The sequence below is a fragment of the Embleya sp. NPDC008237 genome (genome assembly GCF_042956465.1).
GTDB lineage: Bacteria > Actinomycetota > Actinomycetes > Streptomycetales > Streptomycetaceae > Embleya.
The window spans coordinates 327,687-351,614 of sequence record NZ_JBIBGL010000008.1; the positions used below are offsets into that span (position 1 = coordinate 327,687).

The following is a 23,928-nucleotide window of genomic DNA, read 5'->3' on the forward strand; positions in this document are numbered from 1 at the left end:
TTTCGAGCGAGGCCGAGAGAGGTATGTCCGACTCTGTGCCGCTCGTCGCGGGGTTCCCCGGCGCCGTCGGGCCGTCTGCGATCCGCTCCGGAAAAGCCCGAAGGCGACCGCCCTGACGGGCGATCGCCTTCGGTGATGCCACCCGGAGGGCGGCGTCGAATTACTTGACCTCGACCGAGGCGCCGGCGCCTTCGAGGGCGGCCTTCGCCTTCTCGGCGGCCTCCTTCGAGACCTTCTCCAGGAGCGCCTTGGGGGCGGAGTCCACGAGGTCCTTGGCCTCCTTCAGACCGAGGCTCGTGAGCGCGCGCACCTCCTTGATGACCTGGATCTTCTTGTCGCCGGCACCCGTGAGGATGACGTCGAACTCGTCCTGCTCCTCGACGGCCTCGGCAGCGGCGCCGCCGCCCGCCGGGCCGGCCGCGACGGCGACCGGGGCGGCAGCCTTGACGTCGAAGGTCTCCTCGAAGAGCTTCACGAAGTCCGAGAGCTCGATGAGGGTCATTTCCTTGAACGACGCAAGCAGCTCGTCGTTGCTGAGCTTCGCCATGATCGGCGGTCCTTCCTGATCAATTCGGCTGGTGCCGGGTGGTGTGGGATGGCGGGGGCGCTGCCCCCGGCGACCGAGGTCGCGACTGCCGAACTACTCGGCGGTCTCGGTCTCGGCGGCGGGAGCCGGCTCGCCGGCACCGCCCTGCTCGACCTTCGCGCGCAGTGCGTCCGCGGTGCGGGCGAACTGCGACAGCGGTGCCTGGAAGGTCGCCGCGGCCTTGGCCATGGATCCCTTCATGGCGCCCGCCAGCTTGGCAAGCAGCACCTCGCGGGACTCGAGGTCCGCGAGCTTCTTGATCTCGTCGGCGCTGAGCGCCTTGCCCTCAAGGACGCCGCCCTTGATGACGAGAAGGGGGTTCGCCTTGGCGAAGTCACGCAGGCTCTTCGCGGCCTCCACGGGGTCACCCGTGACGAACGCGATCGCGGACGGGCCCTCGAGGAGGTCGTCCAGCTGATCGATGCCCGCCTCGTTGGCGGCGATCTTGGTCAGCGTGTTCTTCACCACGGCGTACTGCGCGTTCTCACCGAGCGAACGACGCAGCTCCTTGAGCTGCGCGACGGTGAGCCCGCGGTACTCGGTCAGCACTGCGGCGTTCGAGTCACGGAACTGCTCCGTGAGCTCGGCGACCGCGGCCGCCTTGTCGGGCCTCGCCATAGGGCTGGCCTCCTTCCGCGATGCGATTGCCGATCGACCGTGCCGGTCGACCGTGTGCCGGATGAATACGCCGGTCCGCAGGGCGGAAGGGGTCCACATACGAAAAACGCCCCGGCGCAGGCGCACGGGGCGTACATCCTCGAATCACGCGGAATGCGCGTGCTTCGGGGGCAACGTCTCACGTTCACACCTGCGCAGGTCGTCCGCGATGCGGAACCTTCGTTTGCCGACCCTGCCTTGCGGCACGACGACAACGACCGACGGTCTTTGGCTTGGTGCCAAGGTACGCGACGGCACTCGTTCGGAGCAAATCGGTTACCGCAGGACGGGCAACGACGGCATCCCGGGCATCGACGGCATGCCCGGCAGGTTCGGCGGATTCGGCAGGCCCTTGGTCGGGTCGCCCAGGAGGTGTCTCCCTGCGCTTCTCCGGCGCCGGCGAGTGCCCGGACGTGCCGAGGCCCGGCACACCGTGCGGTGTGCCGGGCCTCGTTCGCGTGCGGGGCGGATCAGACCGCCTCTTCCTCCACCAGGAGGTTGCGGACGCGGTTGGGGTCGACCTGGATGCCGGGGCCCATCGTGGTCGAGACGCCGACCTTCTTGATGTAGCGACCCTTGGCGGCCGACGGCTTCGCGCGGAGCACCTCTTCGAGGGCGGCGGCGTAGTTCTCGACGAGCTGGGTGTCGTCGAACGTCGTCTTGCCGATGATGAAGTGCAGGTTCGAGTGCTTGTCGACGCGGAACTCGATCTTGCCGCCCTTGATCTCGTTCACGGCCTTCGCCACGTCGGGCGTGACCGTGCCGGTCTTCGGGTTGGGCATGAGGCCACGCGGGCCGAGCACGCGGCCCAGGCGGCCGACCTTGCCCATCAGGTCCGGGGTGGCGACGACGGCGTCGAAGTCGAGCCGGCCCTTCGCGACCTCGTCGATGAGCTCGTCGGAACCGACGATGTCGGCGCCGGCAGCCTTGGCAGCCTCGGCACGGTCACCGGTCGCGAAGACCAGGACCCGGGCGGTCTTGCCGGTGCCGTGCGGGAGGATGACGGTGCTGCGGACCATCTGGTCGGCCTTGCGCGGGTCGACGCCCAGACGCATGGCCACCTCGACGGTGCCGGCGAACTTGGTGGGCGAGGTCTCCTTGGCCAGTCGAACGGCCTCGAGCGGCGAGTAGAGCCGCTCGTGGTCGATCTTGGTGTCGGCCTCGCGGTAGGACTTGCTGCGCTTCACTGAAAGCTCCTGGAATTCCGAAAGGAGTTGTGGTGGGAGCGGGTCGCGCGGACCCTTCCACTCCGCGGGGTCGTGGGCTCGCGCACACGTCCTCGCGTCGGTTCTGGTACTGCCGGACTGCGGGGCTCGATCAGCCCTCGACCGTGATGCCCATCGAACGCGCGGTGCCGGAGATGATCTTCTCCGCGGCGTCGATGTCGTTGGCGTTCAGGTCGGCCATCTTGGTCTGCGCGATGCCGCGGATCTGCTCGCGGGTGACCTTGGCGACCTTGGTCTTGTGCGGCTCGCCCGAGCCCTTCTCGACACCGGCGGCCTTGAGGATCAGGCGCGCGGCCGGCGGCGTCTTCGTCACGAAGGTGAAGGAACGGTCTTCGTAGACCGAGATCTCCACCGGGACGATGTCGCCACGCTGCGACTCGGTCGCCGCGTTGTACGCCTTGCAGAACTCCATGATGTTGACGCCGTGCTGGCCCAGAGCGGGACCGACCGGCGGGGCCGGCGTGGCTGCGCCGGCCTTGATCTGCAGCTTGATGATCGCTGACAGCTTCTTCTTCTTGGGAGGCATTTTTTTCCGGGTCCTTCGACGAGATGTACGTCCCGATCACCACGCGGAGCGCGGACGTGTTCGGGCCCGCCACGCGGTGCGGCGCCCACTCAACGATAACCACCGTTGTGAGGGCGCCTTGTCCACCACCCGGATGCGACCCCGGCGAAACGGGGTCCCACCTGGGGGAAGTATCAGTTCTTCTGGATCTGGTTGAACGAGAGCTCGACCGGCGTCTCGCGCCCGAAGATCTCCACCAGGCCCTTGACCTTCTGCGAGTCGGCGTTGATCTCGTTGATCGTCGCCTGCAGCGTCGCGAAGGGGCCGTCGATGACGGTGACCGAGTCGCCGACCTCGAAGTCGAGCACCTTGACCTCGGTCGTGCTCTTGGCCCCGCTGCCGCCGCCGGTCGCCTTCTCCTCCTCGGGAGCGAGGATCTTGACGACCTCGTCGAGGGTGAGCGGGAAGGGCTCGTGCGCGTTGCCGACGAAGCCGGTCACACCGGGGGTGTTCCGGACGGCGCCCCACGACTCGTTCGTCAGGTCCATCCGGACCAGCACGTAGCCGGGGAACTTGTTGCGCTTGACGGTCTTGCGCTGGCCGTTCTTGATCTCGACGACCTCTTCCTGCGGCACCTCGACCTGGAAGATGTAGTCCTCCATGTTGAGCGAGGTGGTGCGGGACTCGAGGTTGGCCTTCACGCGGTTCTCGTAGCCCGCGTACGAGTGGATGACGTACCACTCGCCCGGGGCGCGACGGAGCGCGTCCTTGAAGTCCTCGGCCGGGTCGCCCTCGGGGGCGTCCTCGAGCTCGGCGTCGTCGTCCTCGGCCTCTGCGGCTTCGGCGTCGTCGTCCTCGAACTCGTCGTCCGCGCCCTCGGCGTCGTCCTCGGTGGCCTCGGTGTCTTCCACTTCGTCATCGGTGGAGACGGCCGGGGCCTCGGCCGCGTCTTCGAGGGCTGCGTCCTCGAGAGCTGCGGCCTCCGCCTGCTCCGACAGGGCCACCGTCTCGTCGGCGGAGTTGTCGGCGGACAGGTTCGGGTCAGACACGTTGGGTGCTTCTTCCTGGCTGGGGGTCGAACGGTCGTTGCAGGCGCGCTACGAAAAGGATGGGGCTCAGCCGAAGATGGCGAGCGCGGCCTTCGCGAAGCCGAGGTCGAGTCCGTAGACGATTCCGATGATCATCAGACAGAACACGATGACCACGGTGGTGTACGTGCTCAGCTCGTTGCGGGTCGGCCAAACGACCTTGCGCAGCTCGGCGATGATTTGCCGGTAGAAAAGAGCCGCCCGTGCGAACAGGTTCTTCTTTTTCTGCTCCGGCTTGCCCGAAGAACCCTTCGGGCGGTTCGCCCGGCGACCGCCGGGGGGCTCGTCGTCGGAGCCGCGGCCATCAGAGCTGCTGTGCTCAGGCGTAGCCGTGGAGCCGTGGGCCTCCGTCAACTCGTCCTCACCTGATCCGGTCCGACCGTGGATCACCGACGGGGTTGTCGGCGCCGACAGTTTGCGCTGACTGCGTACGAGTCACGGTCGATCCGGGGATCGACCGCAGTCGCACATCGCAGGGCACGAGGGACTTGAACCCCCAACCCCCGGTTTTGGAGACCGGTGCTCTGCCAATTGAGCTAGTGCCCTTCACGTGGTGTCATCAACCTAGCGGAGTCGCCGACCCGAGAACACAACATTTTCGGGCGCGGCAGCATGCAGGTTGGGACCGCCAAGCGTCGAGTGTACGGGGTCGAGTGCGTCAGGTCGAACCCATGGCGCGCAGGCCGGCGGTTCGGCGCATCCGCGCGGAATCGACATGCCCGCGCCGGGGCGGAAATGCGACCATGGCCGGCATGACGGCTCCCACCCCCAGCTCCCCGTCCGTGCCCGCGCCGAAGCGCCGGATCTCGACCCGTGTCGGTGCCATCGCCGAGTCCGCGACGCTCGCGGTCGACGCCAAGGCGAAGGCGCTCAAGGCCGCCGGTCGACCCGTGGTCGGCTTCGGCGCCGGCGAGCCGGACTTCCCGACGCCCGACTACATCGTGGACGCGGCGGTCGCCGCGTGTCGCGAGCCGAGGTTCCACCGCTACACGCCGGCCGGTGGGCTGCCCGAGTTGAAGGCCGCGATCGTCGCCAAGACGCTGCGCGACTCGGGCCTGGCGGTGGATCCGGCCCAGGTGCTCGTGACCAACGGTGGCAAGCAGGCCATCTACGAGGCGTTCGCGGCCGTCCTGGATCCGGGCGACGAGGTGCTCGTGCCCGCGCCGTACTGGACCACCTATCCGGAGTCGATCAAGCTCGCGGGCGGTGTCCCGGTGGATGTGGTCGCCGACGAGAGCACCGGTTACCTGGTGTCCGTCGAGCAGTTGGAGGCGGCGCGCACCGAGCGCACCAAGGTGCTGGTGTTCGTCTCGCCCTCGAACCCGACCGGCGCGGTGTACTCGCGGGAGCAGACCGAGGCGATCGGGCGCTGGGCGGCCGAGCACGGGCTGTGGGTGCTGACCGACGAGATCTACGAGCACCTGGTCTACGACGACGCCGAATTCGTGTCGATGCCGGTGGTGGTGCCGGAACTGGCGGACCGCTGCCTGATCGTCAACGGAGTCGCCAAGACGTATGCGATGACCGGCTGGCGGGTCGGCTGGATCATCGGCCCCAAGGACGTGATCAAGGCCGCCGCGAACCTCCAGTCGCACGCCACCTCGAACGTGTGCAACGTCGCCCAGGCCGCCGCGCTCACCGCGCTGACCGGCGATCTGGCCGCGGTGGACACGATGAAGGTGGCCTTCGACCGGCGCCGCCGCACGATCGTGCGGATGCTGAACGAGATCCCGGGGGTGCACTGCCCCGAACCCAAGGGCGCGTTCTACGTGTACCCGTCGGTCAAGGCGGTGCTGGGCAAGGAGATCCGGGGCGTGCGTCCCGAGACCTCGGCCGAGTTGGCGAACCTGATCCTGGACGAGGTCGAGGTGGCCGTGGTGCCGGGCGAGGCCTTCGGCACCCAGGGCTACCTGCGGCTGTCCTACGCGCTCGGCGACGAGGACCTGGTGGAGGGTGTCGGCCGGATCGCCCGGTTGTTGGGCGAGGCGAAGTAGTCGACAGTCGGGACGGACGAAGCAGTCGGTAAGGGTCCGGGGCCGTCGCGCGGGTGACCGGGTGGCGGCCTCGGCGCATTGCGGCCTCTCGGCGCGGGTGCCGGCAGGGCGTTCACGTGCCGGCCCCCGAAGTTTCGGCTCTCCTTCAGGGGATCATCCGCGGTACCCCTCACGTGCGCGCGGCCGGTGGTCCATGATCTGTGGATGGATCGTCCCGCACGCGATGTCCGCACCCTCCCGAAGGCTCATCTCCACCTGCACTTCACGGGATCCATGCGGCCGGAAACCCTGTTGGAACTGGCGGATCTGCACGGAGTGCGGCTGCCCGACTCGCTGACCTCCGGTCGACCACCCCGATTGCGGGCCACCGACGAGCGGGGCTGGTTCCGGTTCCAGCGGTTGTACGACATCGCCCGCTCGTGTGTGCGCACCCCGGACGACATGCATCGGCTGGTCCGTGAGGCGGCGGAGGACGACCGGGCCGAGGGTTCGGGCTGGCTGGAGATCCAGGTGGACCCGACCTCGTACGCGCCCCGCCTGGGCGGGTTGACGCCGGCGGTCGAGGTCGTGCTGGACGCGGTGGAGGCCGCCCGGGAGGCGACCGGGATCGGGATCGCCGTGGTGATCGCGGCGAATCGCACCAAGCACCAGTTGGAGGCGCGCACGCTGGCCCGGCTCGCCGCGCAGTACACCGATCGCGGTGTGGTCGGCTTCGGATTGTCCAACGACGAGCGGCGGGGTCGGGCGCCCGCGTTCGAGCGGGCCTTCGAGATCGCCCGGCATGCCGGGTTGTTCGCGAACCCGCACGGCGGCGAGTTGGACGGGCCGCGCAGCATCCGCGAATGCGTGGACGTGCTGGGCGCGCGCCGGCTCGGGCACGGGATCCGGGTGGTGGAGGATCCCGAGTTGATGGCGCTGCTCGCGCGGCGGCGGATCGTGTGCGAGGTGTGCCCGGCGTCCAACGTCGCGCTCGGCGTCTACGACAAGGCCTCGGACGTGCCGCTGCGGAAGTTGTTCGACGCCGGGGTGCCGATCGCGCTGGGCGCCGACGACCCGTTGTTGTTCGGCTCCCGGCTGGCCGCGCAGTACGAGCTGGCCCGGGACGAGCTCGGGTTCGACGACACGGAGTTGGCCGAGCTCGCCCGGCAGTCGATCCTGGGCTCGGTGGCGCCTACGCCGGTGCAGCGGGCGCTGCTGGACGGGGTGGACGGGTGGTTGGCGGCACCGGGCGCTTCGGTCGAGCAGGATTTGGTGCCCGCCCGCCCGACCGTCGAGTGAGGTGGGAAGGCTGCGGGCCCTGGGCTCGGGTCAGAGCTTGGCGTTGATCAGGACCGGTTCGTTGACCAGGGTCACGCCGAAGGTTTCGTGGACGCCGTCGCGGACCTCGCGGGCCAGGGTGAGCAGGTCCTCGGTGCTGGCCCGACCGCGGTTGGTCAGTGCCAGTGTGTGCTTGGTGGAGATCCGCGCCCGGCCCTGTCCGTAGCCCTTGGCGAAGCCGGCCCGTTCGATCAGCCAGGCCGCGGAGGTCTTCACGTGGTCGGCGCCGGACGGGTAGCACGGCGGGGCGACGTCGGGGCCCAGGTGCCGCGCGGTCCGCGCGGTCAGTTCGGCGAAGGCGTCGTGGGTCAGGATCGGGTTGGTGAAGAAGGAGCCCGCGCTCCAGGTGTCGTGGTCGGCCGGGTCCAGCACCATGCCCTTGCCGCGCCGCAGGCCCAGCACCGCCGCGCGGGCCGCCGCGACCGGGACCCGCTCGCCCGGCTCGACGCCGAGCGTACGAGCCAGTTCGGCGTACCGGATCGGTGCCGAGCGGCCCGCGTCGTCGCGCAGGCGAAAGCACACGCGCAGCACCACGAAGCGGTCGTCGCCCTTGAACACGCTGTGCCGGTAGGTGAAGCGGCACTCGGCGGCGGTCAGCGATCGCACGCCACGCTCGGTCCGGTCGTAGACCTCGACCGAGGTGATCGTCTCGGCGACCTCCTGGCCGTAGGCGCCGACGTTCTGCACCGGGGTGGCGCCGGTGCTGCCCGGGATGCCGGCGAGGCATTCGATGCCGGACAGGCCCGCGGCGACGGCGGCGGTGACCACGTCGTCCCACGGCACGCCGGCCTCGACGCTCAGGTCGGTGCCGTCCACGCGCAGTCCGGTGGTGGCGATCCGCAGCACGTCGCCCGGGAAGCCGTCGTCGCCGACGACCAGGTTGCTGCCGCCGCCGAGCACGAGCAACGGGGTGCCCTGCTCGTCGGCGGCGCGGACGGTCGCCAGCACCGCGTCGGTGGTCGTGGCCGTGTGGAGCCGACGAGCCGGACCGCCGAGGCGGAGGGTGGTCAGGGAGGCGAGAGGCGCGTCGGTTTCAGGCTGCACCGTTGGATTCTCGCATCCCGCGATCGGGCCGGTGCTCAGGCCAGCTGGACCACGGCCCGGGGCACGCCCAGGACCTTGGCACCGCCGGCGGTGACCAGCAGGTCCACCCGGGCCCGGCGGTCGTCCAGGAGCACCGCGACCTTGCCGGTGACCTCGATGGTCGCCCCCTCGGCGGTGTCCGGAACCACGACCGGCTTGGTGAAGCGCACGCCGAACTCGATCAGCGCGCCCGGGTCGCCGAGCCAGTCGGTGACCACCCGTGCGGCCTCGGCCATGGTGAACATGCCGTGCGCGATCACGTCCGGCAGGCCGACCTCGGTGGCGAACCGGCCGTTCCAGTGGATCGGGTTGAAGTCACCCGACGCGCCCGCGTAGCGGACCAGGGTCTCCCGGGTGACCGGGAAGCTGCGCGCGGGCAGTTCGGTGCCGACCGCGACGTCGTCGAAGGAGATCTTGGCGGTCATGATCAGGCCTCCGTGTCGTCGGCCGCGCCGCGGGCCACCAGGGTCGAGAGCGCGGTGACGATGTGCTCGCCCTCCACGGTGGTCACCTCGGCGCGGGTGGTGAGGATGTCGTTGCCCGCGAGGGACTTGATGTTGTCCACGGTGGTCACCACGGTCAGCCGGTCGCCCGCGCGGACCGGGCGGGTGTAGGTGAACTTCTGGTCGCCGTGCACGACGCGCGAGTAGTCGAGGCCCAGCTCGGGGTCGTAGACCACCTGGTCGGCGGCGCGCATGGTGACCACGATCGCGAACGTCGGCGGTGCGATCACGTCCGGGTGGCCGAGCGCCTTGGCCGCCTCGGGGTCGTTGTACGCGGGATCGGCGTCACCGATCGCGGCGGCGAACTCGCGGATCTTCTCCCGGCCCACCTCGTACGGCTCGGTGGGCGGATACGTCCGCCCGATGAACTTCGTGTCCAGCGGCATGAAGCGGTTCTCCCTGGTGGGTGGCGGGCCGGTGTGGGCAACGCTGCGGAGAATACGACAACGAGGCCACCCCCCTCGCGGGGAGTGGCCTCGTCGGTGTCGTGGTGCGAACCGCCTAGCGGGTTTCGCGGTGCGCGGTGTGCGCGTTGCAGCGGGGGCAGTGCTTCTTCATCTCAAGACGGTCCGGGTCGTTACGCCGGTTCTTCTTGGTGATGTAGTTCCGCTCCTTGCACTCCACGCAGGCCAGCGTGATCTTCGGGCGGACGTCGGTGGCAGCCACTGGAGTGCCTTCCTTGCGGTCAGGGGTGAATACAGCAAAAGCAGCCGATGCGGAGTCTCCCCCGAATCGGCTCGCTTGGTAGCGGCGACCGGACTTGAACCGGTGACACAGCGATTATGAGCCGCTTGCTCTACCGTCTGAGCTACGCCGCCTCAACGAGGCCCCCGCCTGTTCCCAGGCGGGGATCCCATCGTCTGAGCCCCAATACGGAATCGAACCGTAGACCTTCTCCTTACCATGGAGACGCTCTACCGACTGAGCTATTGGGGCGAGCAGGAAAACCATACACGCTGCCTGTCACCGATCGGAAATCGATTGGCGCAACGCCCCCGGCTCGACTACTCGGTGGACCAAACAGCCCTGGTCAGAGCGCCTTCGACGGTTTGCGCGTAGACGGCGACGGCCAGCCACGCAGCGGACAAAAGGTCGTTGTCGCCCGCGCGAAGACGCCCGAAAACATCCCGTTCGCGGCCCGCCGCGACATGCGTGAGCCGCTCGACCAGGCTCGCTCCGGTGCTCAGCCCGACCCGGCGCAGTCGGGCGGTGTCGGCGGCGGTGGAACCGGCCAGCGCGAGCACCGGCCGACCACCGCTGATCGCTCGCTCTACGTGACGGTGCATCAGGTACAGCGGGCCGGCCGGGAGTTCCTCGGTCGCGACGGTGGCGGTGGGGGGTGCCGCGGCGGCCGGGAGGTCGGCGCGGTGCAGGCGGTCCAGGCCCAGGTCGACCCGGCCCAGGCGGTCCTCGACCAGCCGCAGGGTCGGTCCCTCGCCCGGCGGGATGCCGACCGCGAGCACCCGGACCGCCCGGTCCGCGCCCGGTTCGAGTCGACCGATCAGTCGCAACCGCAGTCCCGGGCAGGTCGCCAGCAGCCGCAGGTTGTCGCGGTAGGCGAAGGCCGGGTCGGCGTGCGCGACGAGCAGGTGCACGTCCAGGTCGGCGCAGGCGGCACGCACCCGGTCCCGGGCGCCGGGGGTCGGGCCGAGCACGGTGACGTCGAGGAAGAGCAGGTCGGCGCCTGCGGGGCGATCGTCCGGGGGGAGGTCGCGATGGCTCACGACGCGGTCGACCTGGGTGGCCGGCGGGACGTCCCACAGGGCGCCGAGCGGCTCGTCGGTCCAGGCGGCACCGCTCGCCCGGGCGGCGCGCACCCCCTGGCCGGCGCCGAGCCGCCCGCCCGCGGACGCGGTGGCGCCGGAGACGACCAGACCGGCGCGGGTAAGCGCGGCCGGGTCGATGGAGGTGTCGCCGACCCGGATCGCGCGGGTCGCGGCGCCGACCGCGCGATCGGCGCCGCCGGGGGCGACGTCGCCGATGGTGCGCAGGGTGCCGGTCGCATCGACGGTGGTGGTCACCGCGCCCGCGAACCCGCGGGCGGTCAGCACGGGTTCGGTGAACAGCCCGTACAGCCGCAACGACCCGGCCGGTGCGTAGGCCCGGCGGGAGGTGCCGCGCAACACGTCGAGGGCCTGCGCCGACTCCCCGGTCGAGGTGCGCAGGGCGTGTGCCACGTCGAGCAGTTCGCGCAGCGCGCCGACCAGTTCGGCGAGTCGGTATGCGGGATCGCCGGTCCGGGCGGCTCGCAGGCCGGTGGCCACCGCGACGGCGGCGGCGGACGCGCGGTGCAGCCCGGCCAGGCGTGCGGTGTGCGCGGCGCGCAACAGGCCGGCCTGGAGCACGGCGCCCGCGGTGTCGACGCCGGCGTCCACGATCGCGGCGCCGGCGGTCCACAGCGCGTCGGCGGCGGCGCGTTCGGCTGCGGTGGGTTCGGCTGTGGCGGGTTCGGTGAGCCCGGGGGTTTGGTCCCGTTCCGCGGCGGTGTCGGGGTCGGAGGCCTCGGTGGAAGTGGCCGAGGTGTCGGCGGCGTTCGAGGTGTCCGGAGCGGGTGGGGGTGCGCTGTCGGCGACCGGAGCCGCGGCGGCGGCCGCGGCGCGGTGTACGCACGCCGGGGCCAACAGGCACGAGCAGCGCAGGTCTTCGGCGCGGGTGACCGATCCGCTCGGGATGGACAGGGTCAGTTCGGCGTCCTCGCCGACGGTGATCCGCACGGTGTCGCCGTCACGGGCGATCGGGCAGGCGCCGAGTTTGCCGATCGCGGCGTCCAGGCGTTTGCGCAGGCGCGGGGTGAGTGCCTCGATGATGTCGGCGGTGACGTCCGGCGCGACGGGTGGCAGGCCCTGCGTGCTCATCGGACCTTCTCTCCGACCCAGCGGGCCAGTTCGGTGGGGCTCAGGGCGGCGACCGGCATGCCGGCGGCGACGAGGCTGCCGGCGACGGCGGCGGAGTAGCGCGGACGGCCCGCGTCGTCCAGGCTCGCGCAGCCCAGGATGTGGCAGCCGGCCGAGGCCAGGGTGCGCACCTCGCCGAGCAGGCCGCCCAGGGGGTAGCCCTCCTCGAAGTCGCTGATCACGGTGATCAGCGTGCGTGAGGGCACGGTGACCAGTTCGCGGGCGGCGCGCAGACCGGCGGCGATGTGCGTGCCGCCGCCGACCTCGACCTCCAGGAGCAGGCCGAGCGGGTCGTGGACGTGCTCGGTGAGGTCGATCACCTCGGTGGAGAACGCCAGGAAGTGCGTGCTCAGCGACGGGACGCCGGCCAGGATCGATGCGGTGAGCGCGGACCAGATGGTCGACGCCTCCATCGAGCCGGACACGTCCACGACCAGGATCAGCCGCCAGTCGTTGCTGCGGCTCGACCGGGTGCGGAAGATCGGCCGCTCCGGGACGACGGCCACGGTGCCGTTCGCCGTGCGGCGGGCGGTGGTGAGGTTGGCCCGCAGCGTGCGCGGCAGGTCGAGTGCGCCGCCGGGGCGGCGGGTGGGACGTGGGGTGGTGATGCCGGTGAGGGCGGGGCGCAGCCGGGTCGCGAGTTCGCGGGTGAGTTCGGCGACGATCCGGGCGATCAGCGGGCGCAGCAGCGCGAGTTTGGCCTCCGGGAGGCCGCCGGCGTGGGCCAGCACGGTCTTGAGCAGGTCCACGGAGGGGCGGGCCGCGGCGGGGTCGAGGTGGGTGAGGACGTCGGTACGGCCGGCTGCCGCGGCGGCGGCCAGGACCTCCTCGCGGATCTCGGAGCCGAAGAGGGTGATCAGGTCCTCGGACCATTCCCGGACGCCGGGGTAGGGGGCTTCCCGGCCGCCGCCGTTGCCGTCGCCGAGGTCGCTGCGGGAGCCTTCGCCTCGGCCGGTGCCGTAGAGCTCGTCGAGCGCGGTGGCCATCCTGCCGGCGTTGCCCCGGAGCCGGTCGGAGCGGCGGCCGAGGATCAGCTTCCAGCGGTGGGCGCCGGGGAGGTCGTGCGGCCCGGGATCGGGGGCTGCTTCGGGGGTGGGCTCGGACCCCGCAGCGAGCGCGGCCTCGCGGGCGGGCTCGGATCCGGAGGCGGACGTGGTTGCGGGGGCGCGATCGGATCCCTGGGCGGGTGCGGCCTCGCGGGCGGGCTCGGGTCCCGAGTCGGGCTCGGTTTCGGGGGTGGGGTGGGCGGTGGGAAGCAGGCCGCGGTGGGTGAGGGCTTCTCGGGCGGTCAGGTCGGCGGTGGTCCAGCGGGCCAGGTCGATCGGGTCGGCGTCGGTGTCCACCCGGTCGCCCAGGTGGTCGGCCACCGCGTCGAGCACCCGGTCGCGGGCCGCGGGGCTGAGGGTGTCGAAGCCGCCGCGCAGGGCCGGCAGCCGGTCCAGGAACGGGCGGTCGGCCAGGGTGTCGACGCGGGTCAGGAGCGCCGTCAGGACCGGGCCGCCGGTCTGGAGGAGCGGACCGGCCGCAGTGAGCAGTCCGGTGAGTCGGCGGGTCAGGTCGGCCCGGGCGGGCGGGGTGGTCGCGGTGTCGATCCAGGAGCCGATCCGGTCGCCGAGGCCGGCCGCATCCTCGTGGCCGAGCAGGACCCGGACCGCGCCGGCCGCGGCGGACATCAGCGGCGAGCCGTCGGCGGCCAGCCGGGCCAGGCCCGAGTGCAGCCGGAGCCCGCCGAACGTGTCGGCGCGCTCGGCCAGATCGGCCAGAGCCCGGGCGTCGGCCGGGTCGTCGGATCCGGTCAGGCCGTCGAGGTGGCGGACGGCGGCGGTGAGCAGGGTCCGGGTGATGTCCTCGCCGGCGTCGGGGAGCCCGGCCGACTTGGGGTCGGGTTCTTTCGTGGCGGTGCCGGGGGGTGCGGCCGACTCCGGGTCGGGAGCGGCGTCGTCGATGCCCGGGCGCGTGGCCGATCCCGGGACGGCCGCAGTGGGTCCGGGGCGCGTGGCCGACTCCGGGGTGGGAGCGGCGGCCGTGGTGGACCGGTTCGGGGTGGGCGGGGGTTCGATGCCCAGGTGGCCTGCGCGGATGCGGTCGGTCAGGGTGAGGGCGGTGAGCAGGTTCGGGAGGGTGGCGATGGTCGGCAGGGTGGTGCCGGCCTCGGCCATCCTGGCGGCGGTGAGCTCGGTCAGGCCGCAGGCGGCGGCGCGTTCCAGGCCGGTGAGGATCTGTTCCGCGGTGGGGCCGCCCTCGTCGAGTTCGGCTCGGTGCTGCGCGCGCAGGGTGCCCTCGGCGGCCTGTTCCGGGGTCACGCCCTTCACGCCGGCCGCGTCCAACAGGGCCGCCGCGGACGGGGTCCAGCGCACCCGCCAGCGCGTGGTGACCGCGTCCGCGCCGCCGGTGCCGACCACCGCGACCGGTTCGGCGTACGGGATCCGACAGGTCGTCAGTTGTTGCAGGAGCAGTTCGCGGCGCCGGTCCAGGTCGCTGCGCAGCGGGTCCAGGCGCAGGTCGCGTTCGGCCGGGTCGGCGGGGCCGGGCAGGCCCAGCTCGGTGATCCGGCGCTCCACCTCGGGACCCAGGCCGCTGCGCGGTGCGGCCGGTGCGGGCCGGCCGGCCCGCTTGCCGACCAGGACACGTTCGAGCGCGCGGGCCACCGATCGACCCCGGCCGAGCGGCTCGCCGTGGGTGAGCACGGTCTGGACCGCTTCGAGCAGTTCGCCGCGGCCCGCCGCGGGCAGTCCGCGCAGGTTGGCCAGGTCGCCCGCGAGGCGCACGATCTCGCGGGCGTCGGCCGGGCCGCTGGGGTGGCCCTGGCCGCGCAGGTCGGTGCAGATCCGCACGGCCGCGGCGATCAACGCCTCGTGCAACGCGGCCGGGTCGCCGCCGGATTCCAGCACGCTCTGCTGCCACTCCGGGTCGCGGATGCCGGCCGGATAGCCGGAACGTGCGTCCAGGAGCGGGTAGGTGTACGGGATCAGCGACATCGTGACGTCGGCGATCTCGGCGGTGGGTGCGGTGGTGTCCGGCTCCAGCAGGGCCGGCGCGTGGAATGCGCCGAGCACCACCGCGGCACGCGCACCGGCGGTGGTCGCCTCGTGCAGCGTGGCGCGCATCCATGCCTCGCGGCGCAGGTCGACCGGGTCCACGGTGCCCGCGTCGCGGCGCAGGGCCCAGCCGACGGTGAGCGCGGCTCGCCGGATCGCCTCGGCGGTGGAGCCGGGTGCGGTGGCCTCGACCAGCCGGTCCCACAGGTCGTCGCCCGCCCGGCCGGTGAGCCGGTCGCGCAGCGCGGCGCGCAGCCCGCCCGCACCGGCGGCCGCGCCCTCGTCGTCGCGCTCCCCGTCGCCGGCGCCGTTCGGCACGTGGTCGGTGCGGTCCCAGCCGGGGTGGCCCAGCGGGAGGTCGCACGGGATCGCCGGGACGCCGTTGCGGGCGGCCCAGCGCAGGGCGGCCAACTCCGGCGAGAAGTCGGCGAACGGGTAGAACCCCAGGCCGCCCGGGCCGGTGCCGGCCAGGGCGATCGGCGCGCGGGTGTCCTCGTGTGCGAGCCATTCGAGCCAGGGCGCGGCCTCGTGGGGCAGTTCGACGAGGAGCACGTCGGGACGGGCCGCGTCCAGCAGGGCCGGCACGGCGGCGGCGAGCGAGGGGGCGTGGTGGCGCACCCCGATCAGGTACGGCTGCCGGGACGCGGCCAGGCGCGCGGCGGCCGGACGGGCCTCGTCGATGGGCCCGTCCGTACGTGTGGTCGACACCTCGTCAGCCCTCCAGGACTCCGCGCAGGTCCCACAGGGTGCGCCAGGTGGCCGAGCCGTGTTCCGCGCGGCGGCGCACCGCGGCGTCCCAGTAGGACAGGAGCCGGGCGGCGTCGGCCGGGTCGTCCTTCTTCGCGACGCCGAGCAGGTGTCCCGGAAGCAGGCTCAGCACGTCCCGGTCGCCCGGGAAGTAGGCGGCGGCCAGCGCGAGCGAGGACGCCACCGCGACCGCCTCGGCGGTGCTCAGCACGGTGGAGGGGCGTTCGATCTCCCAGCCCTCGGCGGAGCGGCCGGTGCGCAGGTCGCGGAACGCGGTGACCAGTACCTCCAGGACCGTGTCGTCGACACCGTATGCGGTCCCGGTGCGTTCCACCGCGGCCCTGGCCTGGCGACGGACCAGCGCGATCTCCGCGTCGTGGTCGCCGATCGGGCCGACCGTCTCGAAGTTGAACCGGCGCTTGAGGGCGGCGGACATCTCCGAGACGCCCCGGTCGCGCAGGTTCGCGGTGGCGATCAGGGTGAAGCCGGGTGCGGCGTGCACCTGTGCGTCGGCGCCGCCCGCGAGTTCCGGCACGGCGATCCGGCGCTCGGACAGCAGCGAGACCAGCGCGTCCTGCACCTCGGGCAGGCAGCGGGTGACCTCTTCGATCCGGGCCACCGCGCCGGTGGTCATCGCGGTGAGCACCGGCGAGGGCACCAGGGCACCGCGGCTGGGGCCCTGGGCGAGCAGCAGCGCGTAGTTCCAGCCGTACTTGAGCTGGTCCTCGGTGGTGCCCGCGGTGCCCTGCACGGTGAGCCCGCTGGTGCCGCACACGGCGGCGGCCAGCAGTTCGGACAACATCGACTTGGCGGTACCGGGCTCGCCCACCAGGAGCAGGCCGCGTTCGCCGGCGAGGGTGACCACGCAGCGCTCGACGAGGGCTCGTTCGCCGACGAACTTGGCGCCGATGGTCAGCGTGCGCGGGAGGCCGTCGACCGGCTCCGGCAGCTTGAGTTCGTCGCCGCTGCCCATCACGAAGGTGACCACCGCGCGCGGGGTCAGCCGCCAGGCCGGCGGGCGCGGGCCGCGGTCGTGGGCGGCCAGGAAGGCGAGTTCGAGGGCGTACAGGTCCTCGGGGGGTTGTACCTGGCGCGCGCTCGCGGCGGGTTCGGTTGCGGTTGCCATCAGCGGCGGCCCTTCCGGGTGGTGCGGGTGACGAGTTGTTCGAAGCCTGGCGCATCGCCGTCCAGGACCCGCTGCCAGGCCCGGCGGAACAGTTCGGGCACCGGGCGGTCGGGCACGATCGCGGTGTTCGTGGGCTGTGCGTACAGCCCTTCCTTCCAGGTCTCCAGCGGCAGCGCCGGGTTCTTCAGCGCGGACCAGCCGCCGGGCAGGAACAGCGTGCGGCCGGCGCGCGAGCGCTTGGCCTCGACGACCAGGTCGGTGGCCGCGAGTTCGGTGCGGGCCTTCTTCAGCCGCGCGGGCTTCCAGCCGGTCCAGCGGGCGACCTGACGGTCCGTGGGGTCCGGCAGGGCGAGCAGCTGGAGGTAGAGGACCGCCGCGTCCTCGCCGATGCCGTGCGTCTTGGCCACCTCGCCGACCAGGTCGGGCACCGCGTACGCCGGGTCCTGCTGGATGCCGGGCGGGCCGTCGGCGCGCAGGAGTTCCTCGAAGGCCGGGTCCAGGATTCGGCGGAAGGACTCGAAGTTGGCCGAAGGCGCGGCGCCGCGGAGCGCGATCACCCGGTCGAACCACGGGTCGTCGGCGCCGGTGAAGCCGGCGGGTCGGACCTCGGCGAACTCGCTCTCGCCGTACCAGGGCCGGAGCCAGAAGCGGTCCTCGATCCGGAGGATGCCGTCCGGGTCGGCGCCGCCGGTGGCGGGCAGGCCGACGGCTTCGCGCAGCAGGGTCGCGGTGTTGCCGCGCTCCGCGTACTCGATGTCCAGGTCGAACACCAGGCCCGGGTCGGCCAGTCGGGTGCGCAGCAGGCCGAGCACGTGCGGCAGGTGCGCGCGCAGCGGATCGCCGTAGGGCAGCCGGTAGGCAAGCCAGGCGAGCGCGGTCACCGTGGCGTTCAGGCCGTGACCGCTGGGCACCGCCTCGCTGTCGGAGGCACGCAGCCGGCCGTCCTTGTCCAACGTGTGGGTGGAGGTGCCGGTGATCCACCTGCACGATTCCGGCGAGAGCACGTACTCGAACGCGGCTGCGGAGATGCCGCGAACGTCCGCCGCGACCTCCTCGGGCAGCCGCAACACCCGGCCGAACGCCGCGTCCCACGCCCGGCAGCCGGCCGCGAGGTCGTAGCCCGTCGTCCACAGGGTGGGGACATCCTCGGCCCGCTCGGGGATCAGCGCGCCCAGGACGCCGGCCCGCGCGGTGCCGTCGAGCCGGTCCAGCTGTTCGCGGGCGTTGGTCGCCTCCGCGGCCTTGAGTCCGAGCACGGCGCGCTGGTCCTTGTCGAGGTCGCCTGCGATCAGGCCGGCCAGCAGCACGCTCGCCTCGGCGCGACCGAGGCCGGTGCCCTCGACCAGGGTCTGCACCGCCTCCGGCCGCCATGCCACGGGGCCGTGTTCGCGGATCCCGTGCACCACCGCGGCGACCCGCTCGGGGGACATCGGCTCGACGTAGCGGTGTTCCTCGTGTGTGGTGAAGCCGTCGATCGCCTCGAATCGCCCCGAGGGGTCGTGGTCGAGCGCGACCCAGTGGTCCTTGTCGCCGTAGGTGTACTGGCTGTCCAGGACGAACACCGTGCGGTCGCCGCGCCGGATGGTCCGACCCTGCCGCTTGCGGTCCTTGCCCTTCTTGGCGCTCGGCTCGCACAGGACGACCTTGCGCAGCGTGCCGGCGGGCGTGCCCAGCGGGCCGGCGGCGAGCGCCTCCAGCACCACGAGCAGCGACGCGCGGTGCTCCTCGGAGGTGAACGGGGACAGGGCGCGGGCGAGCATGGCGGCGCGGTGGTCGAGCAGTTCGTGCCACGAGACGTGCGGATCGGCCAGCCGACCGGACTCGGTGGTCCACTCGGCCGGGCCGTCGGTACGGGCCAGGGCCTCGGCCACCGCGGTGATGTGGTTCACCGTGGTCCACGCGGGAGCCCCCGAGTTGCCGTAATAGCTGTACCGGCCGGTGCCCGCGATCCCGGCGAGCGCCTCGCGCAGTTCGGAGTCCTGGCCGTGGGCGGGACCGGTGGGCACCGCGCGGGTCTTCTGCTCCTTGACCGTGACCTTGCCGAAGTCGCGCAGGCGCCGGGCCAGTCGGGCGGTGTCCCGGGCCAGCCCGGCGACGCAGCGCACCAGGCCGGCGTGGCTCAATTCGGGCAACAACCGGTGCACCGGGTCGATCCGCAGCGTGTCGGGGCGGACCGCCTTGTCCGAGGACTTCTTGGCGATCGCATACTCGGCCATCGCGCGCTCGTGGTCGGCGTGCACCTCGGCGACCAGTTCGCCGGCCCGCTCGTGGGTGATCGCACGCAGCGCCAGCGAGCCGGCCTCGTCGCGCGGTCGCAGCGCGTGCCAGAACGCGAGCGGCGGGACGATCCTGCTGCCCAGGGCCACCTCGACGCCGCCCCTGTTGCCGACGCAGTGGCCCAGCAGCACGTCACCGGCCCACAACGACACGTTGCCGTTGTCCATGACCACGGTGGGAGCCGCGCCGCCGGGCAGGCGCAGCGCGCCGATCGGGACCTGCAGCGGCATCTTGTCCCAGTGCCGCCGGGTGCGCACCGGAGCACTGACGGTGTGGCCGTCCACCGACCCCGTGGTGACGGTGTCGCCGTCGACCCGGACCCAGCGGCCCAGCAGCGTGCCGTCGGTGCCGAACGGGCTCTGCTCCAGGCCGGGCAGCAGCGGCAGCAACTCGCACCGGTCGGGCACGAGCGAGCCGCCGTCGGCGACCGCGGCGGCGAACGGAGCGGGCAGCGAGGCCCGGCCGTGGGTACCGGTGGCCGGGTCGTACTCGGTCCACTTGCGTTCGCTGCGGTCGAAGTCGAGCGACCAGTGCGTGGTGCCGTCGGTGAGCACGCCCCGGCGCGGCGGCAGCTTGGTGTCGCCGGCGTACAGCGGGCGGGCGCCGGTGGTGCGACCGCCGTCGGGCAGCGCCAGAGACAGCAGCGGGTTGGCGTCCGAGCCGGCGTTGGGGCTCTCGCCGGTGAGCATGAAGGTCTCGTTCGGGCGCCCGGACCAGTAGGCCTCCCACTCGTATTCCTTGTTGTACCAGGCGACCAGGAGTTGTCCGTCGACGTAGCGGAGGCTGGGGCGATGCCAGGTGGTGCGTTCCTTGGGCAGGCGCAGCTCGTGTTCGAGCAGGATGCCCTCGGGGCCGACCACGATGGCGCGCTTGTCGGTGGAGAGCACCAGCGCGGGCCATGCCTCGTCGAGCCGGATCTCGCTTTTGCGGCCGAAGCGTTCGATCGCCTCGTCCAGCGCGGGCCAGCCCAGTTCGTCGTAGACGCCGGCGCGCAGTGTGTCGGCCAACAGCGTGACCGCGTCGAACGCGCGGACCCGGGACACCACGTCCGGGGTCACCTCCAAGGCCACGGCGCGGAACTCGTTGAGCGCCGCGAACTCGCGCTCGGCGTCGGGCAGGCCGGCCGCGGCGGTGACCTTGGCGCCCTGCTCGGTCAGCCAGGTCGCGAGCACGCCGCGCAGCACGGGATGCGCGGCGGTGGCCGCGTGATGGGGGCTCTTGAGCTTGCCGATCCCCCGGTACAGCAGGGGGAGGTGGCGTTCGTCGGCGGCGATCGCGGCCAGTTCGCGGCGGCCCGCGGCCTGGTCGCCCCACCACTCGCCGAGGTCGAACGAGCCCTCGGGGTTCGGGTCGGTCAGCGGTATGCCCTCGCTCAGCGCCACGTCGAGCAGGTCGATGTCCACGCCGGCATGCCAACCGTTGCCGCTGAACAGGGACGCCGGCACCGCCTCGGCGCGCAGCGCGCCGGCCATCCGCACGAGCAGGTTCGCGGTGCGCTCGCTGCGCGGACGGTACCGCCAGCCGCGTCGGCAGTGTGCGGTCCAGCGGGTGAGCCACTGGGCGCGGGCGCCGGCCTCGAGGTCGCCGTCGACCAGCCGGTCCAGCGCGCCGGCCTCGGCGAGCAGGTCCAGCCAGAAGTCGTCGAGTTCGGCGTCCGGGGTGGAGCCGCCGGGGGTGGGCAGGATCTCCAGCAGGCGGGCCTGCGTGTCGGGCTCGGCGGCGGCCAGGGCCGCGATCGGCTTGCGGTTGACCTTCCAGAAGGACAGCGGCGCGCGACCGATCGCGGGTGTGGCGAGCAGTTCGCGCAGCAGCGCGTGCTCCTCGGCGGTGTGGTCGCCGCCGGCCGCGCGGATCAGCGCGCGGGCGTCCTCGGCCAGGCCCGCGTACGGCGGCATGCCCGCGGTGCAGCGCTCGACCGCGAGTTGGCGGAACTGTACCCACGCCTGCGCGGGGCCCAGCCGGGCGGACAGCGCCTTGGCGTGCTCCTTGAGCGCCTTGGCGGTCAGCGCGCCGGCGAAGGCGAACTCCAGGAAGACCGCGCGCAGCCGCTCCTCCTCGATCGGCAGGTTGTGCACCTGCTCGGCCTCGCGGGCCTTGCCGAAGAAGGCGGACGCGTAGGTCTTGTTGTCGTGCTTGAGGAAGATCCGCGCGGCCTGCTCGTGGAAGGTGGGCAGGAAGTGCGGTACGGCCCGGCCCAGTCGCACGGCCAGTTCGGCGAAGCCGTCCTTGGCCGCGCCGGGCCTGGTCTTGGCCTGGCGGTCCAACCGCTCGATGTCGCGGACCAGGGCCAGTGCGTGGTGTCCGTTGGCCGGGTCGTTGACCAGGGCCCAGGCCGGGAAGCCGAGCGCCTCGCGGCGCACCTGGCCGACCTCGGGGGCGTCCGGTTCGCGGGCCAGCCCCAGGAAACCCAGTGCCAGGTCCTCGGCCTCGCCCAGGGTCGCCGGGACCAGCCGCACGATCGGGCGGTCCTCGAACGCGGGGTGCAGGTAGGTGCGTACGGTGAGCGTGTCGATGTCGTCGCCGGTCAGGGTGCCCACGGGCAGGATGCCGCCCGCGTCCAGCAGGCCGCGCGAGGCGTCGGGGGTGGTGCTCTTGCGGTTCATGCCGGTGCTGTTCACGCCGCGTCCTCCGTGGTCTCGATCGTGCGGCCCGCGTACAGCGCGGCGCCCATGCGCATGCCTTCCGACCAGGCCACCGGCGGGACCCGGTCCAGGGTCAGCGTGCTGCCGCCCTCGGTCCAGGAGACCGAGCCGGTCTCGGTCGAGTCGTAGCCGTCGTAGTCGCCCAGCCACATCCGGGCCTCGACCTCGCGGTCTCCGTCGAGCACCGCGCACACGGCCTGGCCGCCGCGCACCTGGTAGCCCAGCTGGGTGGCCCGGCCGATCAGAAAGCGCAACTGGTCGTAGCGCCCGCCGGCGAACTCCTCGACGGCGCCGGCGGAGCGGTCCAGGTCCGCCGGCCGGTGCCACACCTCGCGGTAGAGCTGCTGCACCCGCTGCTCGACGCCCAGTTCGACGGCGAACTCGCGCAGGTCCTCCAGGTCCTCCAGCAGTACCGGATGCGGGATCCGGACGGTTTGTGCGTCGAGGTAGACGGTGTCGCCGTCGGGGTCGACGATGCCGACGCCGCGCTCGGGGTCCGCGCCGCGCAGGAATCCGGCCACGTCGGCGCCGTCGGCGGTGACCACCAGGTCGCGCAGAACCCGCTGCCAGGAGGGATCCGGCCACACTCGGGAGAGCAGCGCGACCGGGACCGGGAGCGAGCCGACCATCCAGCGCTCGACCGCGTCCAGGCACGAGCGGTCGTGCCGCTCCAGCCATTCGACGAGCTGCCGCAGGCCCACGACGGCCGGGTCCTCGGCGAGTTTTCCGGGCACCGACTTCAGTTGCCGCCCCTTGGCATTGCGGCACACCACCTTGCCGTCCTGCAGGGCGACCTCATAGTCGCCCGCCCGGATCCATCCCACGATCGTTCCCTCCACTGCTGTCCGCGAAAGTCGGTGACACCCCGTCAAATGCCAAGCGGCACAAGGCGCTCGGCGCCGGTGACCAGGTTGGCGGGAACGTTAGCCGCCGAATCCGACAGTGCCGTCACCCGACAGGATGAAACCCCGAGGGAAACTACGGGCGATGGCCGAAAATCGCGCCCGATGGGGAAATTCGCGGCGGCGATTGCACTAACTTCCGTGGAATGACAGTGCCCGCCGTGCCCAGAGGACTGCGCAGCCTGATTCCCGGCCCCGGGCCGGACGGGGACCCGATCGAAGCGGCCGGTTCGGCCGATTCGGCCACTCCCGCGCCGGCCTTCGCGCCGGCGCCGGTCGCGGCGCGGACCCGTTCGGTGCTGGAGGGGCTGGCCCCGGTGACGGTGCCGCGCGCGGTCGTCGAGGCGACGGCGGAGGTGCTGGGTGCGCTGGCCGCGACCGCGCCCGCGGAACTCGCACAGGTGGCCCGGGAACTGGCCCTGCGGCTGCATGCCGCCGCCCATCCGGCGTAACTTCGCCGGGGCAACCGCTCGTTCGGGCGCCTTGCCGTATCCGACCGCGTCCTGGCGCGTTGTGCAGGATCCACCCGCCGCGGGTGGCACTGTACGAACCGAAAGGACCGACACAAGATGTCGCGTATCGCCAAGGCCGCCGTCCTGACCGCCACTGTGGGCGCCGCTCTCGCGGGCGCTGCCGGCCCCGCCATGGCAAGCTCCGAGGCGGACGGTGCGGCCGTCGGCTCGCCCGGCGTGCTCTCCGGCAACAACATCCAGGTTCCGGTTCACGTCCCGGTCAACGTCTGCGGCAACACCGTGAACATCCTCATCGGTGTCCTCAACCCGACCTTCGGCAACACCTGCGTCAACGCCGGCTGAGAAAACACCTCGGCCCCGCTCGATGCGTTCTCGCACGCGTCGAGCGGGGCCGTGCCATGTGTCGGGCCGGGCCGGCGATCGCACCGAGCCCGGCGCCCGGCCGGAGACGGGGTTGGCAGCGGTTCGGCGGTGGAGTAGTCATGCGCGCATGACTTCCTTCGCCCTGCACCACGTACAACTCGCCATCCCGGCCGGCAGCGAGGACGCGTGCCGTGCCTTCTACCTCGACGTCCTGGGGATGACCGAGGTGGCCAAGCCGCCGGTCCTGGCCGCACGCGGCGGCCTGTGGGTGCGCGCCGGCACGCTGGAGATCCACCTCGGCGTCGAGGCCGACTTCCGGCCCGCGCGCAAGGCGCATCCCGGCATCCTGGTCTCCGACCTGGACGAGGTGATCGCCCGGCTCACCGCGAACGGCACCGAGGTCGTCCCCGACGGGGAGTTCCCCGGCCACCGCCGGTGCTACGCACAGGACGCGGTGGGCAACCGGCTGGAATTCCTCCAGCCGCTGTGACCGGCCGCGTCCGCCGA

General features: G+C 72.3%; 20 protein-coding genes and 3 tRNA genes. 5 read left to right on the forward strand and 18 right to left on the reverse strand.

Going from position 1 to position 23,928, the window contains the following annotated elements:
* Window positions 1-160: 160 nt before the first annotated feature.
* The 7 genes from rplL to ACFZBU_RS22610 form a co-directional block, all read right to left on the reverse strand.
* Window positions 161-547 carry a 50S ribosomal protein L7/L12 gene (rplL, locus tag ACFZBU_RS22580; protein WP_391585400.1) on the reverse strand — a complete coding sequence of 129 codons (387 nt, stop codon included), beginning with the start codon at window positions 545-547 and terminating at the stop codon, window positions 161-163.
* Window positions 548-640: 93 nt separating this feature from the next.
* Window positions 641-1,204 carry a 50S ribosomal protein L10 gene (rplJ, locus tag ACFZBU_RS22585; protein WP_391585401.1) on the reverse strand — a complete coding sequence of 188 codons (564 nt, stop codon included), beginning with the start codon at window positions 1,202-1,204 and terminating at the stop codon, window positions 641-643.
* Between the two features lie 509 nt (window positions 1,205-1,713).
* Window positions 1,714-2,430: a 50S ribosomal protein L1 gene (rplA, locus tag ACFZBU_RS22590; protein ID WP_391585402.1), complete on the reverse strand. Its 717-nt coding sequence runs from the start codon at window positions 2,428-2,430 to the stop codon at window positions 1,714-1,716.
* Window positions 2,431-2,560: 130 nt separating this feature from the next.
* Window positions 2,561-2,995, reverse strand: coding sequence for a 50S ribosomal protein L11 (gene rplK, locus ACFZBU_RS22595; RefSeq protein ID WP_020549250.1), 435 nt, complete (start codon window positions 2,993-2,995; stop codon window positions 2,561-2,563).
* Between the two features lie 173 nt (window positions 2,996-3,168).
* Window positions 3,169-4,023, reverse strand: coding sequence for a transcription termination/antitermination protein NusG (nusG, locus tag ACFZBU_RS22600; RefSeq protein ID WP_391585403.1), 855 nt, complete (start codon window positions 4,021-4,023; stop codon window positions 3,169-3,171).
* Window positions 4,024-4,089: 66 nt separating this feature from the next.
* Window positions 4,090-4,416: a preprotein translocase subunit SecE gene (secE, locus tag ACFZBU_RS22605; RefSeq protein ID WP_079026295.1), complete on the reverse strand. Its 327-nt coding sequence runs from the start codon at window positions 4,414-4,416 to the stop codon at window positions 4,090-4,092.
* Window positions 4,417-4,535: 119 nt separating this feature from the next.
* Window positions 4,536-4,608 (reverse strand) — tRNA-Trp (locus ACFZBU_RS22610).
* Window positions 4,609-4,805: 197 nt separating this feature from the next.
* Here ACFZBU_RS22610 and ACFZBU_RS22615 point away from each other — a divergent pair.
* Complete coding sequence (locus ACFZBU_RS22615) at window positions 4,806-6,056, forward strand: pyridoxal phosphate-dependent aminotransferase (protein ID WP_391585404.1); 1,251 nt, start codon at window positions 4,806-4,808, stop codon at window positions 6,054-6,056.
* Window positions 6,057-6,260: 204 nt separating this feature from the next.
* Window positions 6,261-7,334, forward strand: coding sequence for an adenosine deaminase (locus tag ACFZBU_RS22620; RefSeq protein WP_391585405.1), 1,074 nt, complete (start codon window positions 6,261-6,263; stop codon window positions 7,332-7,334).
* A 30-nt stretch (window positions 7,335-7,364) separates the two neighbouring features.
* Here the strand turns inward: ACFZBU_RS22620 and ACFZBU_RS22625 are convergent, their stop codons facing one another.
* The 11 genes from ACFZBU_RS22625 to ACFZBU_RS22675 all read right to left on the reverse strand — a co-directional run bounded on the left by ACFZBU_RS22625 (window position 7,365) and on the right by ACFZBU_RS22675 (window position 22,507).
* Window positions 7,365-8,417 carry a UDP-N-acetylmuramate dehydrogenase gene (locus tag ACFZBU_RS22625; protein ID WP_391585406.1) on the reverse strand — a complete coding sequence of 351 codons (1,053 nt, stop codon included), beginning with the start codon at window positions 8,415-8,417 and terminating at the stop codon, window positions 7,365-7,367.
* Between the two features lie 35 nt (window positions 8,418-8,452).
* A complete protein-coding gene (locus ACFZBU_RS22630; RefSeq protein ID WP_391585407.1) occupies window positions 8,453-8,881 on the reverse strand; it encodes a MaoC family dehydratase in 429 nt (142 codons plus the stop codon).
* A gap of 2 nt (window positions 8,882-8,883) precedes the next feature.
* Entirely contained in the window at window positions 8,884-9,345 is a 462-nt protein-coding gene (locus ACFZBU_RS22635) for a MaoC family dehydratase N-terminal domain-containing protein (RefSeq protein ID WP_391585408.1), read from the reverse strand.
* 115 nt (window positions 9,346-9,460) lie between these two features.
* Window positions 9,461-9,625, reverse strand: coding sequence for a 50S ribosomal protein L33 (gene rpmG, locus ACFZBU_RS22640; protein WP_004571794.1), 165 nt, complete (start codon window positions 9,623-9,625; stop codon window positions 9,461-9,463).
* A 76-nt stretch (window positions 9,626-9,701) separates the two neighbouring features.
* Window positions 9,702-9,777 (reverse strand) — tRNA-Met (locus ACFZBU_RS22645).
* Between the two features lie 45 nt (window positions 9,778-9,822).
* Window positions 9,823-9,895: transfer RNA gene (locus tag ACFZBU_RS22650), tRNA-Thr, on the reverse strand.
* Window positions 9,896-9,963: 68 nt separating this feature from the next.
* On the reverse strand, window positions 9,964-11,814 hold the full coding sequence (locus ACFZBU_RS22655) for a hypothetical protein (RefSeq protein ID WP_391585409.1): 1,851 nt from the start codon (window positions 11,812-11,814) through the stop codon (window positions 9,964-9,966).
* On the reverse strand, window positions 11,811-15,599 hold the full coding sequence (locus tag ACFZBU_RS22660) for a DUF5682 family protein (RefSeq protein ID WP_391585410.1): 3,789 nt from the start codon (window positions 15,597-15,599) through the stop codon (window positions 11,811-11,813). Before ACFZBU_RS22660 ends, ACFZBU_RS22655 begins: the two co-directional genes overlap by 4 nt.
* A 4-nt stretch (window positions 15,600-15,603) precedes the next feature.
* Complete coding sequence (locus ACFZBU_RS22665; RefSeq protein WP_391585411.1) at window positions 15,604-16,764, reverse strand: AAA family ATPase; 1,161 nt, start codon at window positions 16,762-16,764, stop codon at window positions 15,604-15,606.
* On the reverse strand, window positions 16,764-21,659 hold the full coding sequence (locus ACFZBU_RS22670) for a hypothetical protein (protein WP_391585412.1): 4,896 nt from the start codon (window positions 21,657-21,659) through the stop codon (window positions 16,764-16,766). The genes ACFZBU_RS22665 and ACFZBU_RS22670 overlap by 1 nt, the downstream gene beginning before the upstream one ends.
* Window positions 21,656-22,507: a DUF4132 domain-containing protein gene (locus ACFZBU_RS22675; RefSeq protein ID WP_391585413.1), complete on the reverse strand. Its 852-nt coding sequence runs from the start codon at window positions 22,505-22,507 to the stop codon at window positions 21,656-21,658. Before ACFZBU_RS22675 ends, ACFZBU_RS22670 begins: the two co-directional genes overlap by 4 nt.
* Before the next feature lie 224 nt (window positions 22,508-22,731).
* Between ACFZBU_RS22675 and ACFZBU_RS22680 the strand changes: the two genes are divergently transcribed.
* The 3 genes from ACFZBU_RS22680 (at window position 22,732) to ACFZBU_RS22690 (ending at window position 23,911) form a co-directional block, all read left to right on the forward strand.
* Complete coding sequence (locus ACFZBU_RS22680) at window positions 22,732-23,037, forward strand: hypothetical protein (protein ID WP_391585414.1); 306 nt, start codon at window positions 22,732-22,734, stop codon at window positions 23,035-23,037.
* 117 nt (window positions 23,038-23,154) lie between these two features.
* A complete protein-coding gene (locus ACFZBU_RS22685; protein WP_391585416.1) occupies window positions 23,155-23,400 on the forward strand; it encodes a chaplin in 246 nt (81 codons plus the stop codon).
* 148 nt (window positions 23,401-23,548) lie between these two features.
* Window positions 23,549-23,911 carry a VOC family protein gene (locus tag ACFZBU_RS22690; protein ID WP_391585417.1) on the forward strand — a complete coding sequence of 121 codons (363 nt, stop codon included), beginning with the start codon at window positions 23,549-23,551 and terminating at the stop codon, window positions 23,909-23,911.
* The last annotated feature ends 17 nt before the right edge of the window (window positions 23,912-23,928 follow it).

What these genes read in the sequence shown, in the direction of transcription:
- ACFZBU_RS22655 (WP_391585409.1), bottom strand. Translation starts at nt 11,814, where the DNA reads ATGAGCACGCAGGGCCTGCCACCCGTCGCGCCGGACGTCACCGCCGAC.
- rplK (WP_020549250.1), bottom strand. Translation starts at nt 2,995, where the DNA reads ATGCCTCCCAAGAAGAAGAAGCTGTCAGCGATCATCAAGCTGCAGATC.
- ACFZBU_RS22615 (WP_391585404.1), top strand. Translation starts at nt 4,806, where the DNA reads ATGGCCGGCATGACGGCTCCCACCCCCAGCTCCCCGTCCGTGCCCGCG.
- rplL (WP_391585400.1), bottom strand. Translation starts at nt 547, where the DNA reads ATGGCGAAGCTCAGCAACGACGAGCTGCTTGCGTCGTTCAAGGAAATG.
- ACFZBU_RS22680 (WP_391585414.1), top strand. Translation starts at nt 22,732, where the DNA reads ATGACAGTGCCCGCCGTGCCCAGAGGACTGCGCAGCCTGATTCCCGGC.
- ACFZBU_RS22635 (WP_391585408.1), bottom strand. Translation starts at nt 9,345, where the DNA reads ATGCCGCTGGACACGAAGTTCATCGGGCGGACGTATCCGCCCACCGAG.
- rplJ (WP_391585401.1), bottom strand. Translation starts at nt 1,204, where the DNA reads ATGGCGAGGCCCGACAAGGCGGCCGCGGTCGCCGAGCTCACGGAGCAG.
- ACFZBU_RS22690 (WP_391585417.1), top strand. Translation starts at nt 23,549, where the DNA reads ATGACTTCCTTCGCCCTGCACCACGTACAACTCGCCATCCCGGCCGGC.
- ACFZBU_RS22665 (WP_391585411.1), bottom strand. Translation starts at nt 16,764, where the DNA reads ATGGCAACCGCAACCGAACCCGCCGCGAGCGCGCGCCAGGTACAACCC.
- ACFZBU_RS22685 (WP_391585416.1), top strand. Translation starts at nt 23,155, where the DNA reads ATGTCGCGTATCGCCAAGGCCGCCGTCCTGACCGCCACTGTGGGCGCC.
- ACFZBU_RS22620 (WP_391585405.1), top strand. Translation starts at nt 6,261, where the DNA reads ATGGATCGTCCCGCACGCGATGTCCGCACCCTCCCGAAGGCTCATCTC.
- ACFZBU_RS22630 (WP_391585407.1), bottom strand. Translation starts at nt 8,881, where the DNA reads ATGACCGCCAAGATCTCCTTCGACGACGTCGCGGTCGGCACCGAACTG.